Origin of the sequence: Atopobacter phocae ATCC BAA-285, from assembly GCF_000526675.1 — a bacterium.
Taxonomy (GTDB): Bacteria; Bacillota; Bacilli; order Lactobacillales; family Aerococcaceae; genus Atopobacter; species Atopobacter phocae.
In genome coordinates, this window is the sequence record NZ_JAGN01000041.1 from 1 (window position 1) to 15,393 (window position 15,393).

20 protein-coding genes and 1 pseudogene are annotated in these 15,393 nt (G+C 33.7%); 2 read left to right on the plus strand and 19 right to left on the minus strand.

What is annotated here, in order from left to right:
- The coding region (locus L866_RS0106790; RefSeq protein WP_025728502.1) for an IS3 family transposase at positions 1-224 on the plus strand (224 nt) is incomplete at its 5' end.
- A 99-nt stretch (positions 225-323) separates the two neighbouring features.
- On the opposite strand, the gene L866_RS0106795 is transcribed toward L866_RS0106790, so the two are convergent.
- The 19 genes and pseudogenes from L866_RS0106795 to L866_RS08725 form a co-directional block, all read right to left on the minus strand.
- Positions 324-641, minus strand: a complete 318-nt coding sequence (locus tag L866_RS0106795) for a thioredoxin family protein (protein ID WP_025730412.1) — start codon at positions 639-641, stop codon at positions 324-326.
- 13 nt (positions 642-654) lie between these two features.
- Entirely contained in the window at positions 655-2,742 is a 2,088-nt protein-coding gene (locus L866_RS0106800) for a copper-translocating P-type ATPase (RefSeq protein ID WP_025730414.1), read from the minus strand.
- Between the two features lie 214 nt (positions 2,743-2,956).
- The gene (locus L866_RS0106805; RefSeq protein WP_025730416.1) at positions 2,957-3,571 is read right to left on the minus strand and encodes an NAD(P)H-dependent oxidoreductase; all 615 of its coding nucleotides are present in this window, start codon (positions 3,569-3,571) and stop codon (positions 2,957-2,959) included.
- A 2-nt stretch (positions 3,572-3,573) separates the two neighbouring features.
- Positions 3,574-4,050, minus strand: coding sequence for a MarR family winged helix-turn-helix transcriptional regulator (locus L866_RS0106810; protein ID WP_025730418.1), 477 nt, complete (start codon positions 4,048-4,050; stop codon positions 3,574-3,576).
- Between the two features lie 119 nt (positions 4,051-4,169).
- A complete protein-coding gene (locus L866_RS0106815; RefSeq protein ID WP_025730420.1) occupies positions 4,170-4,754 on the minus strand; it encodes an alpha/beta hydrolase in 585 nt (194 codons plus the stop codon).
- A gap of 20 nt (positions 4,755-4,774) precedes the next feature.
- Positions 4,775-5,725 (minus strand): VOC family protein, encoded by a 951-nt coding sequence (locus tag L866_RS0106820; protein ID WP_025730422.1) that lies wholly within the window; start codon positions 5,723-5,725, stop codon positions 4,775-4,777.
- A 205-nt stretch (positions 5,726-5,930) separates the two neighbouring features.
- Positions 5,931-6,542 carry a flavin reductase family protein gene (locus L866_RS0106825; RefSeq protein ID WP_025730424.1) on the minus strand — a complete coding sequence of 204 codons (612 nt, stop codon included), beginning with the start codon at positions 6,540-6,542 and terminating at the stop codon, positions 5,931-5,933.
- Between the two features lie 11 nt (positions 6,543-6,553).
- On the minus strand, positions 6,554-7,516 hold the full coding sequence (locus tag L866_RS0106830) for a ring-cleaving dioxygenase (RefSeq protein WP_025730426.1): 963 nt from the start codon (positions 7,514-7,516) through the stop codon (positions 6,554-6,556).
- 202 nt (positions 7,517-7,718) lie between these two features.
- A complete protein-coding gene (locus tag L866_RS0106835) occupies positions 7,719-7,997 on the minus strand; it encodes a GNAT family N-acetyltransferase (protein WP_211236689.1) in 279 nt (92 codons plus the stop codon).
- Between the two features lies 1 nt (position 7,998).
- Positions 7,999-8,265, minus strand: coding sequence for a (4Fe-4S)-binding protein (locus tag L866_RS0106840; RefSeq protein ID WP_025730430.1), 267 nt, complete (start codon positions 8,263-8,265; stop codon positions 7,999-8,001).
- Between the two features lie 34 nt (positions 8,266-8,299).
- Entirely contained in the window at positions 8,300-8,884 is a 585-nt protein-coding gene (locus L866_RS0106845) for a TMEM175 family protein (protein ID WP_025730431.1), read from the minus strand.
- A 16-nt stretch (positions 8,885-8,900) separates the two neighbouring features.
- Positions 8,901-9,332 (minus strand): MarR family winged helix-turn-helix transcriptional regulator, encoded by a 432-nt coding sequence (locus L866_RS0106850; protein ID WP_025730433.1) that lies wholly within the window; start codon positions 9,330-9,332, stop codon positions 8,901-8,903.
- A gap of 192 nt (positions 9,333-9,524) precedes the next feature.
- On the minus strand, positions 9,525-10,610 hold the full coding sequence (uxuA, locus tag L866_RS0106855; protein ID WP_025730435.1) for a mannonate dehydratase: 1,086 nt from the start codon (positions 10,608-10,610) through the stop codon (positions 9,525-9,527).
- An 18-nt stretch (positions 10,611-10,628) separates the two neighbouring features.
- Entirely contained in the window at positions 10,629-11,075 is a 447-nt protein-coding gene (locus L866_RS0106860) for a PTS sugar transporter subunit IIA (RefSeq protein WP_025730437.1), read from the minus strand.
- On the minus strand, positions 11,075-11,959 hold the full coding sequence (locus tag L866_RS0106865; RefSeq protein ID WP_025730438.1) for a hypothetical protein: 885 nt from the start codon (positions 11,957-11,959) through the stop codon (positions 11,075-11,077). Before L866_RS0106865 ends, L866_RS0106860 begins: the two co-directional genes overlap by 1 nt.
- 9 nt (positions 11,960-11,968) lie before the next feature.
- A complete protein-coding gene (locus L866_RS0106870) occupies positions 11,969-12,487 on the minus strand; it encodes a PTS sugar transporter subunit IIB (RefSeq protein WP_025730440.1) in 519 nt (172 codons plus the stop codon).
- A 28-nt stretch (positions 12,488-12,515) separates the two neighbouring features.
- Positions 12,516-13,373 carry a PTS system mannose/fructose/sorbose family transporter subunit IID gene (locus L866_RS0106875; RefSeq protein WP_025730443.1) on the minus strand — a complete coding sequence of 286 codons (858 nt, stop codon included), beginning with the start codon at positions 13,371-13,373 and terminating at the stop codon, positions 12,516-12,518.
- Positions 13,374-13,391: 18 nt separating this feature from the next.
- On the minus strand, positions 13,392-14,237 hold the full coding sequence (locus L866_RS0106880; protein ID WP_025730445.1) for a PTS mannose/fructose/sorbose/N-acetylgalactosamine transporter subunit IIC: 846 nt from the start codon (positions 14,235-14,237) through the stop codon (positions 13,392-13,394).
- Between the two features lie 73 nt (positions 14,238-14,310).
- Positions 14,311-15,077, minus strand: a pseudogene (locus tag L866_RS08725) (NAD(P)-dependent oxidoreductase); the annotation flags it as partial.
- A gap of 98 nt (positions 15,078-15,175) precedes the next feature.
- Between L866_RS08725 and L866_RS0106890 the strand changes: the two are divergent.
- On the plus strand, positions 15,176-15,393 hold a 218-nt coding region (locus L866_RS0106890; protein ID WP_025729952.1), incomplete at its 3' end, for a transposase.

The following is a 15,393-nucleotide window of genomic DNA, read 5'->3' on the forward strand; positions in this document are numbered from 1 at the left end:
CTCAATTTATTAAGGATCACCAAGCCATTCAAAGTATGTCACGTGTAGGAAAATGTATCGATAATGGTCCAATGGAAAACTTTTTTGGCATGCTCAAATCAGAATTATATTATTTAAATAAATATGATACATTTGAAAGTTTAACAAAAGATATTGATCAATATATTCATTTCTTTAACACTAAACGAATCACATTAAAGATGGGTTTAGCTATTCCAGCATAAAAAAACACCTATGGATGAAAAACCATAGGTGCATAAAATTTATTTTTTTACCTGTCTACTTGACAGGGAGCAGTTCATATCTCCTCAATTCTTTTTTATTTATCTCATTGTTTGAAGTTCTTGAATTCTTTTTTCTAATTCTTCAAAATTAATTACTCGAGCTTGTCGATGATACTCTCGTCCTTTTCGATATAACATCACTACTGGTGACGTGAATAAACTTAATTGTCCTGCTGCTTCTTTTACTCGGGAGGCATCTAATTCATAAAATGATATCTCCATTTCTTTAGCTAGCGCTTGAACGCGTGGTGCAACAGCATGACATACACTACATGTGGGCATTGATACAAAAATTAAAACCGGCTCAGCTCTATGAATTAATTGATTTAACGCTTCATATGATTGAATATATTCCATCTTCTCACCTTCTTTACTTCTTTGGCGATCGTTCTAATTTTAGTAACTTCGCATTAAACGCTACAATAATCGTACTTAATGACATAAATACTGCTCCAATTGCTGGTGAAATAACAATTCCAATATTTGATAATATCCCCGCAGCTAGCGGGATTGCTAATATATTATATCCCGTTGCCCATATTAAGTTTTGAATCATTTTCCGATAAGTGGCTCGACCAAAACGAATTAACGTGACAACATCTTCTGGATTTGAATTCACCAAAATTATATCCGCCGTTTCAGATGCAATATCCGTTCCGGAACCAATGGCAATACCGACGTCAGCTTGTGCAAGCGCTGGTGCATCATTGACACCATCGCCTGTCATAGCGACAATATTCCCTTGCTTTTGCAATTCTTTTATTTTATCTTGTTTTTCATGAGGCAAAACATTTGCGAAATAACCATTAATTCCCAATTCATCAGCTACTTTTTTAGCAGTATGTTCATTGTCTCCAGTTAACATCCACGTTTGTATGCCTTCATTATGTAATCGTTGAATAGCTGAATAAGCACTTGGACGAATTTGATCAGATAAACTAATCGCACCTACTAATTGATGATCAACTAATAGAAAGACTTGCGTTAACGGAGAATCACTTTTTTGTTGATTAGGTATAGCGATTCCTCGTTCAGTTAAATAACCTGGACTTACTACGAAAACCGAATGTCCATCCACTTGACCTGATAGCCCTTTTCCTTTTAATGCCTGAACATTGCCAACTGGTAAATGACTTAATTGTCTTTCTTTCATTTGCTTCAATATTCCACTAGCAATTGGATGTTCCGAGTAACTTTCTAATGTACCTGCAAATTGTATGATAGCATCTTTAGTATAATGGGAATCAAATACTTGAATCTCATCTACTTCAAATTGTCCTTGTGTCAAAGTCCCTGTTTTATCAAAAACAACTACATTCACTTGGCGCGATGTCTCGAATGCTGAACGATTACGAATTAATAGCCCATTTTTAGCAGCTTGTGCGGTAGAGGTTGCAACAACTAATGGTGTTGCTAATCCTAGCGCATGAGGACAAGTAATAATCATCACTGTTGCCATGCGAGCAATCGCAAAGGCAATATCTCGCGTTATTGCATACCATACTATAAATGTTAAGACACCAACCGTTAAAGCGATTATCGTTAACCAAAAAGCAGCTCGATTAGCTAAATCTTGTGTTCGAGATTTTGAATCTTGCGCTTGTTGAACTAAACGGATGACTTGGGACAAATAAGTATCCTTTCCAATCCGATTAACCGCTACTTCCAAAGTTCCACTTCCATTAATGGCACCGCCAATCAGTGCATCGCCTACTGTTTTTTCAACAGGTCGCACTTCACCGGTCAACATGGACTCATCAATATAACTTGTCCCTTCAACAATTATTCCATCAGCTGGAACTTTTTCACCTGGCTTAATGATAAGGTGGTCATTTGGTTTAATTTGATCTCGATTAATATCTATGACACCTTCTGGACGACTTACGTGTGCAATATCTGACATTAAGTCTACTAATTTTTCAAGCGCATTTGATGCACTTAAGACGGATCGCATTTCAATCCAATGGCCTAACAACATAATATCAATCAATGTCGCTAATTCCCAAAAGAAATCTTGTCCAGACAATCCAAATACAATGGCTGAACTATAGCTATATGCCACTGTAATCGCCATAAAAATAAGTGTCATCATTCCTGGTTGCCACTGCTTCAGTTCGTCTTTCATCCCTGTAATAAACGGCCATCCACCATAAAAATATAGAATAGTGGATAATAGCCAGAGAAGAAATGATTGACCTGAAAATGTAAACGAATAGTTCAGTCCATTTTGAATCATAGGCGATAACACTAAAATAGGAACTGTAAGAATGATAGAAAAAATAAAGCGCCGCTTAAAATCTTCAATCATATGTTGATGATGATGGTGATGACTATCTGTCTGATGAGATGCGTGTGAATAATGATTGTCGTGATGCTCATGTGTGTCATGATACATCATAGATGTCTTCTCACCTGTGCTATTCATTTGCCGCGAAAAACCGTCGTGCTTCTTTTTCATCTTAATCATCCTTTCAGTATTTCTTATTCATTTATACTGCTATAATGGCTGAAGATACAATATTCTTTAATTCATTCACTGCGAGTGTCATCATTTGTAATTATAAACAAAAAAGCTATGATAATGACGCATGGACATTTCATAGCTTTCTATTCATCTCTTATGCTTCATCCTATCAATACTTTGATAAGTACGCGCTCGGCGATTCTTATGTTTAGTTTGAGCCTTTTAAGTAAGCTTCAGTAATCTGAACTAAGCGGGTTACTTGATCTTTAGCTGCCACTGCAACTTGTTCTGCATTGACGATTTCAGCTTCTTGATTAACTGTTGCGCTTGTTCCATAAGGGTTACCACCTGCACCAAACGTACTCATATTAACATAGCCAGCTGGAACGATAACTGTTCCCCAATGTTGCATTACTGTATAAATACCTTGAATCACTTGCTCTTGACCACCATTTGGATTTTGAGCTGATGAAAATGCTGTAACAAATTTGTTGGCTAATTTCCCTTGTGCCCACGCACCACCTTGAAGGTCAATAAATTGCTTCATTTGACTGGCCATTGTACCAAAGCGTGATGGTGAACTGAATACAATACTATCTGCCCATAATAAATCTTCTGTTGTTGCAACTTCGATTGATTGTGTTGCATCAACATGTTTACGCCATGCTGGATTTGAATCAATCGCTACGTCAGGAGCTAATTCTTGAACTTTACGTACACGTACTTCTGCTCCTGCAGCTTCTCCAGCTTCTTTTGCCCATTCAGCTAATTGATAGTTGGCACCTGTTGAACTATAATATACGACTAATAATTTTGTTTGCATGTTTATTTTCCTCCATCTATTTGTTTATTTTGTATTGTTGAAAAACTGTCAAAAGACTGTCTGACTTGTCCTAATAGTCGATGTAACTCAACTAACTCTTGTTCTTGTAATTCTTGATAACATGATTCAACGAGTTGTGTATGTTTTGGAAAGTAGTTGTCAATCAATGCACGTCCTGATTCAGTTAAATCAATATGTATAACGCGACGATCTTCCTTACACTTCATTCGTTGCACGTATCCTTTAGCTACCAAGCAGTCAATCACATAAGTCATTGAACTTTTGGCTACTAAAATTTTATCTGTTATAGATCGAGTCGTCTGTTTCCCTCGATGATATAGAAGTTCCAACACTCCGAATTCATTAATTGTTAATTCAATTGAGCGAAGATCTTTTTGAATAATTTCTTCTAGCTTATTAGTTGCTCGCATTAAATGGATTAAATTTTTTAACGATAGTTGATCTCGAGTTAGTTCCAATTGTCTCACCTGTCCTCAGGTATACTATTTTAATATATACCATTTTTAATTAATTCTAATTCGAACTAATTATATCACCTACAGAATGATTAATCAACCGAACGACATTATATAATGTTTTAATTTTTATAGTGTGTCTTTAAAAATTCGATTTCTTCTTCAGATACACCATGTCCACCATCAAACATTTTAATATCAAAATGTGGGAATTTCTGTGCGGACATTTCTTTATGCATTTGAACAATATCCCCTGGTGGCGCAATATAATCTGTCGTTCCCACAGTTGCTACCATTTTAATTTGACTCACTTCATCTTTAAAATCATAATTAAAATTCGACGGATGTAATAAAATAACTTCATCCACAAAGTTTGGATCGACCTGTAAAATGCTTAAAATAAAATTAGCGCCATTGGAATAGCCAATTGCTGTAATTCGTTCGTATTGACTTAAATCAATCGTACGAAATTCTTCTAAAAATTGTTCTGCTCGTTCTTTTAATACGTCTGTTGACATTTTACCGTTTGTTGGTAAAGGGAAATAACGGCGCATTTGACCCACCCCATCATTACCTAAAAACGTTAAAACGTCAGCATTTGAATCAATCTCCCCAACAATTGGTAATAAGCTATACATATTACCACCTGTTCCGTGAAACATTACGAATAATTCTTTCGCATCCGTTTTTAACCATTTATATTCCATCAAATATTCATCTCCTTTTTCTACTCTTTAATGAGTCGTTCAATTTCTTCGCGGCGTGATTCTAAAAACTCTGGTAAGAAAAGCGGTTGTTCATCGTAAGTTAAATGTTGTTCTGGTAAATCTCCAAATGAATGTACTACAGGGGTTGCTACTTCAAATAAATTATAATTTGGTTCTCTAAAATATAATGATTTGAAAAATTCACGATCTTTTACATTAGAATTAATAATCGAATGTTCACCTAAGTAGTTAACTAAGGATTCAAGATCTTGACGTGTCTCTACACCAAACGCCAAATGATGCGCTCCTCCCACTCCTAAACGTTGAATTGGCGATGTCTTATCTTCAATTAGATGTACTTCGTGTTTAAATGCATTTCCCTTATATTGATAACGTTCTACACGGTTTCGACCCATAGTGTACTCATTTATTTTTTCAAAACCAAAATGTTTCGTCAGAACATCACTCGTTGCTTCTGGGTAACGAACGCGTAAGTGCACATCACCAATCCCTTGAATCAAATAGGCTGAATCAATATCTGGATGATTATAAGGTTCCATTCCTACTAATGGTTCATCACGATATACTAAGCCTAATCGTTGCCCATCAGAATCTTCAAATCGTAAAACATCACGTCCATCAAATGTTTCAATGCCATAATGTTCTACTCCAAATTGATCAAATCGTTGCACCCAAAAATCTAAAGCTGCACGATCATGTACTAAAAACATTGTACGTTCAATTGCATTTGTTCCAAACTGATTACGTGGAGCACCTTTCATTTCAAATACTGTAAACTCTGTTCCACTTCTTCCACTTTCATCACCAAAAAATAGATGGATCATACTATTATCGTCTTGATTAACTGTATTCATAATCATTTGAAGACCTAAAATATCATGATAAAAATGATAAGCTTCTTTTGCATTTGCACCTAAAACAGATACGTGATGTAATCCTGTATGTTTCATTAATATCGTCTCCTTTTTATATCGTCTACTTTCATAAAAGTTCGATTTCGAATTAAATATAACATGTATCGAATCATTAATCAAATAAAAGAGCTTAGCCTTTTATCACTTTCTATTTGTCGAAATAATATGATCGATTCACTAACAAAAACTGAACACAGCGAGTGTGTTCAGTTTTTTTGCTTTTATTTCAAGAATGATTTAACTAGTTTGGTCTTTTAACACTAAATATTTCGCCTAATTGGCTATAATTATTACCCGCTAAACGGCTAATTGGTTCTAAGCCAATCGGATCAATTCGTCCTTCATGATACAAGTTTTCTTCAATATGGTAAGTTAAAACTCGTAATAAAAGTAAGTCAGCTGTAGGTTGGCCGGCTTCTTCAATTAATACATGTTCATACAATTCTACTTCAAATCGAATGCGTGCTTCTTTTAAACCTGGAACTTCAATATTTAAAGAATCGACTAAATGGAAATTAGTACGATTTAACTCGCTCTCGTTAGGTTCTAATGAGGCAGCAGTTTGATTAGCATCTTCTACAATTCCTTTATCTAAAATATGAATCACGGCTTGTTTATTATCTAATATATTACGTGCCGTATCTTTCATTTTCCCATTGCTATGGCGTTGTATACTCACCGATAAAATCGGAGGATTAGATGTTACAATATTAAAGTAACTAAAAGGAGCAACATTTACTATACCTGTTTCTCCCATCGTAGATACTACAGCAACTGGACGAGGAATGACTGATCCTACTAAAAATTTATAATTTTCACGTTCGCTTAATTCATTTGGATTAACAGCTTTCATTGGCTACTCCTTTATTTTGAACGTTTTGTGTTAAATGGACGAACAACACGTTCAATTTCTTCACGATTTTCCTCTAAAAATGGTGGAAGTGATAAAATTTCACCCATTGTTTCGTACGGCTCATCTACCATGAAACCTGGTGCATCTGTTGCTAATTCAAATAATATATGACCAATTCGTGCATATAATGATTCAAAGTAGAAGCGATCAACGTATCCAGAATGTGGTAATACCATACGATTATATTTTTCTTCCCAAATTTTAAGTGATTTAGCATCTGCTAAACGGAATGCTACGTGGTGAACGTCACCGTAACCTGGCATACCTGCTGGACTATCTGGATCATCCACAATAACTAAACGAGCGCCATTACCTTTTTCTCCCATTTCAAATAAATGACGATTACCATCTACTGCGATTTCTTCCATATCATACAATTGTTCTAAGATTAATTTGAATTTATCAAAGTAACTAACTGTAATCTCTACCGTTCCTAAACCATAAATAGCATGTTCAGCAGGTACTGGGCTATCTTTCCATGGTGTTCCCGGTTTCATTCCTTCGTTGTGCTCATCTGATAAAAGTTGATAGGCTTGTTCGTCATTATCCCAAAAACGTAAAACTTTTACACCAAATTCTTCAGTAATTTCGTCGTGTTTAACATTAAATTCATCAAAACGATTCGCATAGTACTCTAAAGCAGCATCAGTAGGTACACGCAAGCCAATTCTTGAAATCATATTAGTCCCTTTTTTAGCTTGTGGCGTATTTGGAAAATCAAAGAATGTCAATGCTGTTCCTGGTGTTCCAAAATCATCACCATAGTACGTATGATATACGTGAATATCATCTTGGTTCACTGATTTTTTCAATAAACGAATTCCTAATATATCTGTTAAAAAATTATAGTTTTCGATAATATCGCTTGTTACTGCTGTTACGTGGTGAATTCCTAATACGTCATGTTGTGTCATTTTAAATTCCTTCTTTCTTTTTTATGTTTTTATAAAACTCTTTTAGTTCTATTTCGAACTAATTATCTCATACAAAAATTTATTTTGCATCTAATATGCTCATTCTTTTTATTTCTATTTTTTGAAGGGTATTTTTTTGTAATTGGTCTATAAAAAAAAGCCTCTTTGAAACTCAAAAGAGGCTTGCTTTAATAGTAATCTCTTATTTAGCCCACATATCTTGATATTCGTCATTTTGAACGAATTCTCTTTTAGCAAATGGACATAATGGCATGATTTTTACTTCGGCTTCACGTGCATGTTTTACAACTTCAGCTACTAACTTCTTAGCAATTCCTTGTCCACCATAACTTGGTGTCACAAATGTATGATCGATAATCCATACTTTGTCTGCGCGAGCAAATGTACATTCTCCAATTTCTGTTGCATCGTCAAAAGCGACTGCACGGTTATTTTCTTCTTCAAATGTTATTTTTATCATTTTATTTCCCTTCTTTCAATCGATATTTTAATGCGCCTGATGGACATAAATTAATTACTTTCCCGATATTTTCACCGGTTTGATTATCTAGCTTAATCCATGGACGTCGATTGACGTCAAACGTTTCTGGATCATTTCCGACACATAGTCCTGCATGTTCACAAATTTTAGGATTCCAATAAACAACGACTTCTTCATTCTCATACGCTTTATAACCTTCATTTATTAATTCAGTATGAGCTATTTCAGGTATTTCATTTGGTCGCATCGTCATGCCTCCTTATTCTTATTTATATGTTAAATTACTCTTCATAATAGAATAAACTTTTTTCTATTCGTTTATCTGGTATAAACCACAGTAAAGCAACAATTAAATACGTTATATCTGCTAAAGCTGGATGGTAGAAAGACAAAGCAATTCCTAATATGTATATCACTAAGGAAATTCTTCCTTTCCAATCTGTTCCGAAATATTCTTTTAACTTAGTTGATTTCGTCTGATATTTCATTACAACGTGTTGTAGTAGCACATAAGAAATCGCACAAAGAAGCAGAACGACTCCATATATTGTTGTCGGTAGTTTCTCATAAGGATTCATGCCAATCCACGCCGTTGAAAATGGAATAAGTGACATCCAAAACAACCAGTGTAAATTTAACCATAACACTTTTCCATTCACAAATTCCAACATTTGTAATAGATGATGATGATTGTTCCAGTAAATTCCAACGTACATGAAGCTTAGTGCATAGCTAACGAACGATCCTAATAAATGGTGCAAACTTTCTCTATCGACTTCAAACGGTGGACGTAATTCCAACACCATAATAGTGATAATAATTGCAAGGACACCATCACTAAAAGCTTCCATTCGTCCACTTTTCATAGGCCACGCTCCTTTGTTAATTCTGATTTAGTTGACTAAAATTAGCAATTATTTGTCTCATATTTTTTAAAAGAAGTTCCTGCTCAGAAACTGATAGATGCTTTAAAGCTAACCGATTTGTTTGAGCTGTTATTCGCTTTACTTGCTCTGCTTTTTCTCTTCCTAATTTAGTCAAATATATAGAAGAGCTTCTGCGATCAGTCGGTCGAACTTCGCGGTAAATTAGTTGTTGATTCATCATTCGCTTAAGTAAACTAGTAACTGTTGACTCATCGATAACACAAGCTCGACTAATTTCTTTTGCTAAACCGCCATCTGATTCATATAAATATTCTAAAATTTTTGATTGTCCGGGCAACAAGTCATGAGTTGCTGCTTGTCTCGCTACCTGATTATTCATTAATTGAAAACAACGCATCAATTGGAAATGAAATTCTGTTTCTAACATTTTTCACCCCTTTAATTATTTAGTTGGCTTTCAAACTAATTTCAGTTTAACGGTTCTTTTTTGAAATTACAAGAAATATGATAGCCTAGCTATCTAACACTTTATATTTCGACTATACCCTTTTTCAATTATAATAAAAACGCCGCTGGCTCAGCGGCGTTTGATTAATTTAAAGTAACAATTGCATTTTAATTAATTACTTTTAGAATTTTTAAACTGCTTGTTTTTTATAATTGCCTCATATAAGCCTTGTGAATATGTTAATCCAAGGGCACGATCATATAAGCCATATCCAGGCATACTAACTTCATCCCAAATATTTCTTCCATGATCCGGTCTTATTACTCCGTCATATCCTACCTCAATTAACGCTAACATCAACTGATACATATCCAAAGATCCATCTGAAGATAGGTGAGCCGTTTCTTTAAATTTTTTTTCACCCATATATAAAACATTTCTAAAGTGCACAAAGTTTATTCTATGTCCGACTTCTTGTATCATTTGTATGAGATCATTCTTCGGATCAGCTCCTAATGCTCCCGTACAAAAAGTAATCCCATTATACGGCGAATCCACTATGTTTACTATTTTTTTTAAATCTTGTAAATTTTTTGTGATTCGTGGAAGATTAAAAATTTCCCATGGTGGATCATCCGGATGAATAGCCATTTTCACTCGAACTTCTTCACATGTTGGAATAATTTTTTCTAAAAAATATTTCAAATTATCAAAAAGATCATCCCTTGTGATACCATCATATAGATTTAATAAATGATTGAATTTTTTTAAACGTTCTTCTTCCCAACCTGGTAAATTAAACCCTTTAGATTGACTATGTATTAATTGATACATCTCACTCGGATCCATATTTTCTACAACTTGCTCATCGTATACTAATGAATAACTTTTATCCTCATTTTCATATGCCAAAGTTGTTTTCGCCCAGCCAAAAATTGGTTTAAAACTATAGCAAATTAATCTAATATCGCATGCCGCTAAATTTCTAATGGTTTGCTGATAATTTTTTATATACTTATCGCGATCTTTAGTTCCAGCTTTAATTGCATCATGCACTGCAACACTTTCAATCCCTAGTAGATCCATACCTGAATCTTTAACTGACTGCTTTAATTTTTTTATTTCATCAATTTCCCATACTTCCCCGGGTAGTTTCCTTAATAAAGTTCCTACCACTCCATTTATTCCTGGTATTTGTTTAATATGTTGAAGCGGTATGGAGTTTTTTTCACCATACCATCTAAACGCCCACTTCATGGCGTACTCCTTTCTACATTAAAAATCATCTTCAAAATCATCATTTTCTATTGCAACACTTGCACTCCATTGTTTTACACTATGTGTACCTATTTCAATAATATTTTGAACCGCTTGTTCAACTTCAGCATCAATCAATTGTTGATTTATTGCTTCTAAAACCATTGGTAAATTTACACCTGTTATAATAAAAAGCTTATCTTTTAATTCTTTTTGAAGTTTATTAATAGTTAACATCGATTGATTATATGGACTAGCAATTTCGATATCTACAAAGACTATCACACCTTCTTCTTGATTCACTTCACTTATGGCCGTATTTATTTTATTGCCGAATACTTCGATATTATCTTCTTGATTTAAACTTACTGTTTGAATATTATTTGTATCACCAAATATTACTTGAGTTGCATGCAGTATGCCCTCCGCTAGTTTTCCATGTGTAGCTATAACAATACCTATCATTAATTATCCCCCCATATTTCTTTCATAAACTTTTTAATATTTTCTTCGTTAATTCTCGTACTTTTTAAAGCTTTAAATGTAAGATAATATTCATCTAAACTATCTGCTTTTTTATTACTTGAACTAAAAGCATAATATATATTACCTTTCAAACGATCTGCAGTTACATTTTTAAATAAATTATTCACTTTCATTATATGGAGTGGTCCATTCGATCCAATAGAATCTAAGTAATACAAATCACAACCAGTTTTCATTTGCTTTTGTATCTCGCTGAACTTACGTTTACCATATATACCATTATCTAAAAATACAAAAGCTATCTTTTCAATAGAATGCTTATTGATCATTTCTAACATTGTCAGTAATGATGAGGTATTACGAATTAAGGTATATGGATTGTATGTCCCTAAACTACTTTTTTTTAATACCATAAAATATAGTAAATAAATTAGTATAACTAGCCAACTAGAAACATTCCCTAAGCTAAATTTAAAATGGCATACATTGAATAGAAAATATGTCATCATAAGGCCTAGACATATGACTAGAGAACTAATAATAATATTCCATTCTATAACTTTTTTTCTCTCTAAATTACTATTGAAGGGATAATATTTTCCTATTTTAAATGAAGGGGTATCATAATATGTACATATTACTTTTTGAGCGGTTTTTAAATTGCCAATATATACATTAGTCCCCGTTTCAATACCTTTATATTTTTCAACTATTATTTTTAAATCATCTTCTTGTATATGAGGTAATATATCTGAAATTAGTGACTTAATAAATCTTCTTTTTTGTTTTTGACTATGTCGTTGTCCTAATATATATTGATATCTAAATTGGCGATCTGTCCATTCTTCATGTTTTATAGTCATATTACTTGTTTATTTTCCTAAGGTTAAATCAAATTGTTTCAAAACATCCTCTAATGATGTTTTTGGCGCAGCAGGGGTCGCTTGGAAATAGATATTTTCGACACCATAATCTTCATAAAGTTCTTTTAATTTTATAGCATCTGTCTTATTTAAATAAACCGATTTAGTTACTAATATATCTTGTTCCGGATTTTTTTGAGCAATGCCTCCAACATTTAATTCTTTCATCGGAATACCATGTTTAATGAGCTCATAAATCGCGGTAACTGTCTTAACTATTAAGATACAGTTATAATCTTTAAATTCATATTCATCCCAATAATGTTTAGCACGGTCCATTGTTGTAACTACTGTTTTTTTTCCTGTTCTACTACCTGCATTTTTATATAAATCTCTCATAAATTTATCTTGCGCTACAATATCATCAACAACAAATATAGAATTAACACCACTTTTTTGTGATAATGTCACCATAACTTGTCCATGAATCAAACGCTCATCAATTCTTGCTAAATTTACTAATCCCATTCTATACACCTCTTATTCTTTTTCTGTATTATAAAATTCCTAAAGTGGCAAGTACAATTAAGAGTAAAGTTAACCATAATAATGCTTGAGTAACTTTTAATCCTTTTTTGTTATAATACCAATATACTCCCATTACAACTGCTAAAGGAAGAATTCCAGGTACGATTTTATCTAGTAATTCTTGCAAAACAAATTCTCTTCCAGAAATTTTAAAAGAAAGTGCTGATGAAACTTTCACATAATTACCTGCTAAAATCCCCATCATATACAACCCTAAAATAGATAACATTTCAATTGCCTTTTGAACACCTGAACTTTGCATTAAGCTTGTTGCATTTCTTCCCATTTTGAATGCTTGATGTGCAAAAAATAACCCAACAAATACTTGGTATAGTCCAAAGAAGATAAATGGAAATAAGGCGCCAAGTGCACTACCCTGTTGTGCCCAAGGAACAGCTATAGCAATGAATATATACTGAATTGTTCCTGAATCAATTGCATCCCCAATTCCTGCTAATGCACCCATTAAACCTGCTTTAGTATTGTATAATAAATCATCTTGCATAATAATTTCTTTATTATTATATTCTTCTTCAGCTCGTTCTTGCTCCATGGATGACATTAATCCTGTGATAACTCCTCCACCCCAGGTTAATTGTGTATTGAAAAATAGGAGTTGTCTTTTATATGCAGCCTTTAATTGATCATCATCTTTATATAACTTTCTTAAAACGGGCATCATGGCGTACAATAAGGACGGCGCTAAATATCTTTCAAAAGAATGTGGTATCTCGTTAGCAAAATGCCATCTTAAGTATGCCTTAGTAACATCTTTTTTAGTAATTTCCTCTGGCTGATATGCATTACTTTTAATCATCTCTGTCATTTTTTACCCCTCCTATTCCTAAAAACCATCATCAAAGTCATCATCATCAAATGTTACCACTGAGTCGTTGTTCGAATTATTAATTTCTGTATGTGATTTAGTTTGATTTTTATCTTGCATTTGTACAAATATTAAAGCTATAATGACTCCAAAAATAGCATAAGTAACCATTGTAACTTCAAGTGGTTTTAAAACTATACTCATAAAATATGCAAGGAAGAAAAACACCATATAATCTTTCCGACCAATTACATATATAGTAGTTGCTATCCCGATTGCAGCTAAACCTCCACCTACAACTTCTAATACATGAATGACCACTGTTCCTTCTAGCGCTGAAATTACATCAGCTATTACTGGAGCACCCCAATATAAAGATATAAATACTAAAGGAACAAATAATATAAACGAAGCTAAAGTTGGATACAAAATTATAGACCGTGATATAGCTCGATGATTTAACTTTTCAACCGCTGCATCCGTATACTTACCTAAAAAAGTATTAATAAAAAATCTGAATTGATATAAATAACTTCCTAATAACCCTACTGGTACTGCAACTGCTATTGCAGCTTCTGGTTCTAAATTACCTAATAATGCTACTGGCACTGCTATTGCCGCTGCAATCGATGGTTCCGCTGGCATGGAACCTCCCGGTGAAAAAACACCCATATAAATTAATTGTAAAGCAGCTGTTACTATCATTGCTTGAGGGACATTCCCCATTACTATACCTACTACTAAACCTGTCATTAATGGTGAGAAACGAAGTGTTAAAGTAGCTCCTCCGCCTAACCATCTTGACATAACAGCCGCAACCCAAAGAGCGATTAATAAACTTTGCCAAGCGCTTAATGTTTCCATTATTGTTCCTCCTTTGTCTGTAAATAATTGCATTTATCGTAATCTTCTATCGTTAATTTTTGATACTACTCTTTTAATAATTCATTAAAAAAGTTTCTTTTTGAATTGATCGTTCTGGCAATAATCCTTGAGATACCCTATTTACATCTTCCACACACTTTTCACCCATTAACTTTAAACATTCTTCTGTATAAGCTGAAATGTGTGGAGTTATAACCACATTATCATACTCTAAATAAGGATGATTTGATCTTCCTGGCTCTACTTCTAAAACATCTGTAGCAAATCCTTTAACTTTTCCTGATGCTAGAGCAGATGATAAAGCGCTCTCATTTATTAAAGCACCTCTAGCAGTATTCGAAATGTATACACCTTTTTTCATTTGTTCAAACTCTTTTTCCGAGAGCATATGATAATTGTCTTCAGTCAAGTTAGCACATATGGATATAATATCGGATTGCTTCAATAATTCTTCCAATGTTACTTTTTTTACTCCGTATTTTTCCATCTCTATTTGTGATTTATAAGGATCGTAAGCAACTACTTCACATCTAAATCCTTGCCGTAATATTTCTGCTACACAACTTCCGGTATTTCCTATTCCAATTATCCCCGCAGTTTTATTGAATAAGCTATTTCCAACAAATTCTGCTCGCTGTTCCCAGCAATCTTTTTTACACTATTATATGCTAGTACAGTTTTTCTCATCACAGCTAGCAGATTTGTTATATTATTTTCTGCTACCGCATCTCTTTCAACAAGTGCTGGAACAATACTTATTATTGTTTTATTCTCTTTGGCCGCCTCAAGATCAATATTATTAAAACCAATACCATGTCTGATAAAGTCCATATAATTGTGTAAAAGATAAAAGGTCATATAAAGCTCCTTTTACGGTACAATGTTTTTACCACAAAACATACCTAGGAGGACTTTACATGACCCAAGTACATTTTACAATGAATAGAGAAGAGGTTCAAAGCATTATTGAACATTCGGTAAAAGATGATGCCTCGAAAAGCATTTTGACAACAGTGTTCAACCAATTGATGGAGAATCAACGAACAGAATATATCCAGGCCGATAACTATGAACGAGCAGAAAGTCGTCAGAGCCAAAGAAATGGCTATTATGAACGAGACTTTACCACGCGGGT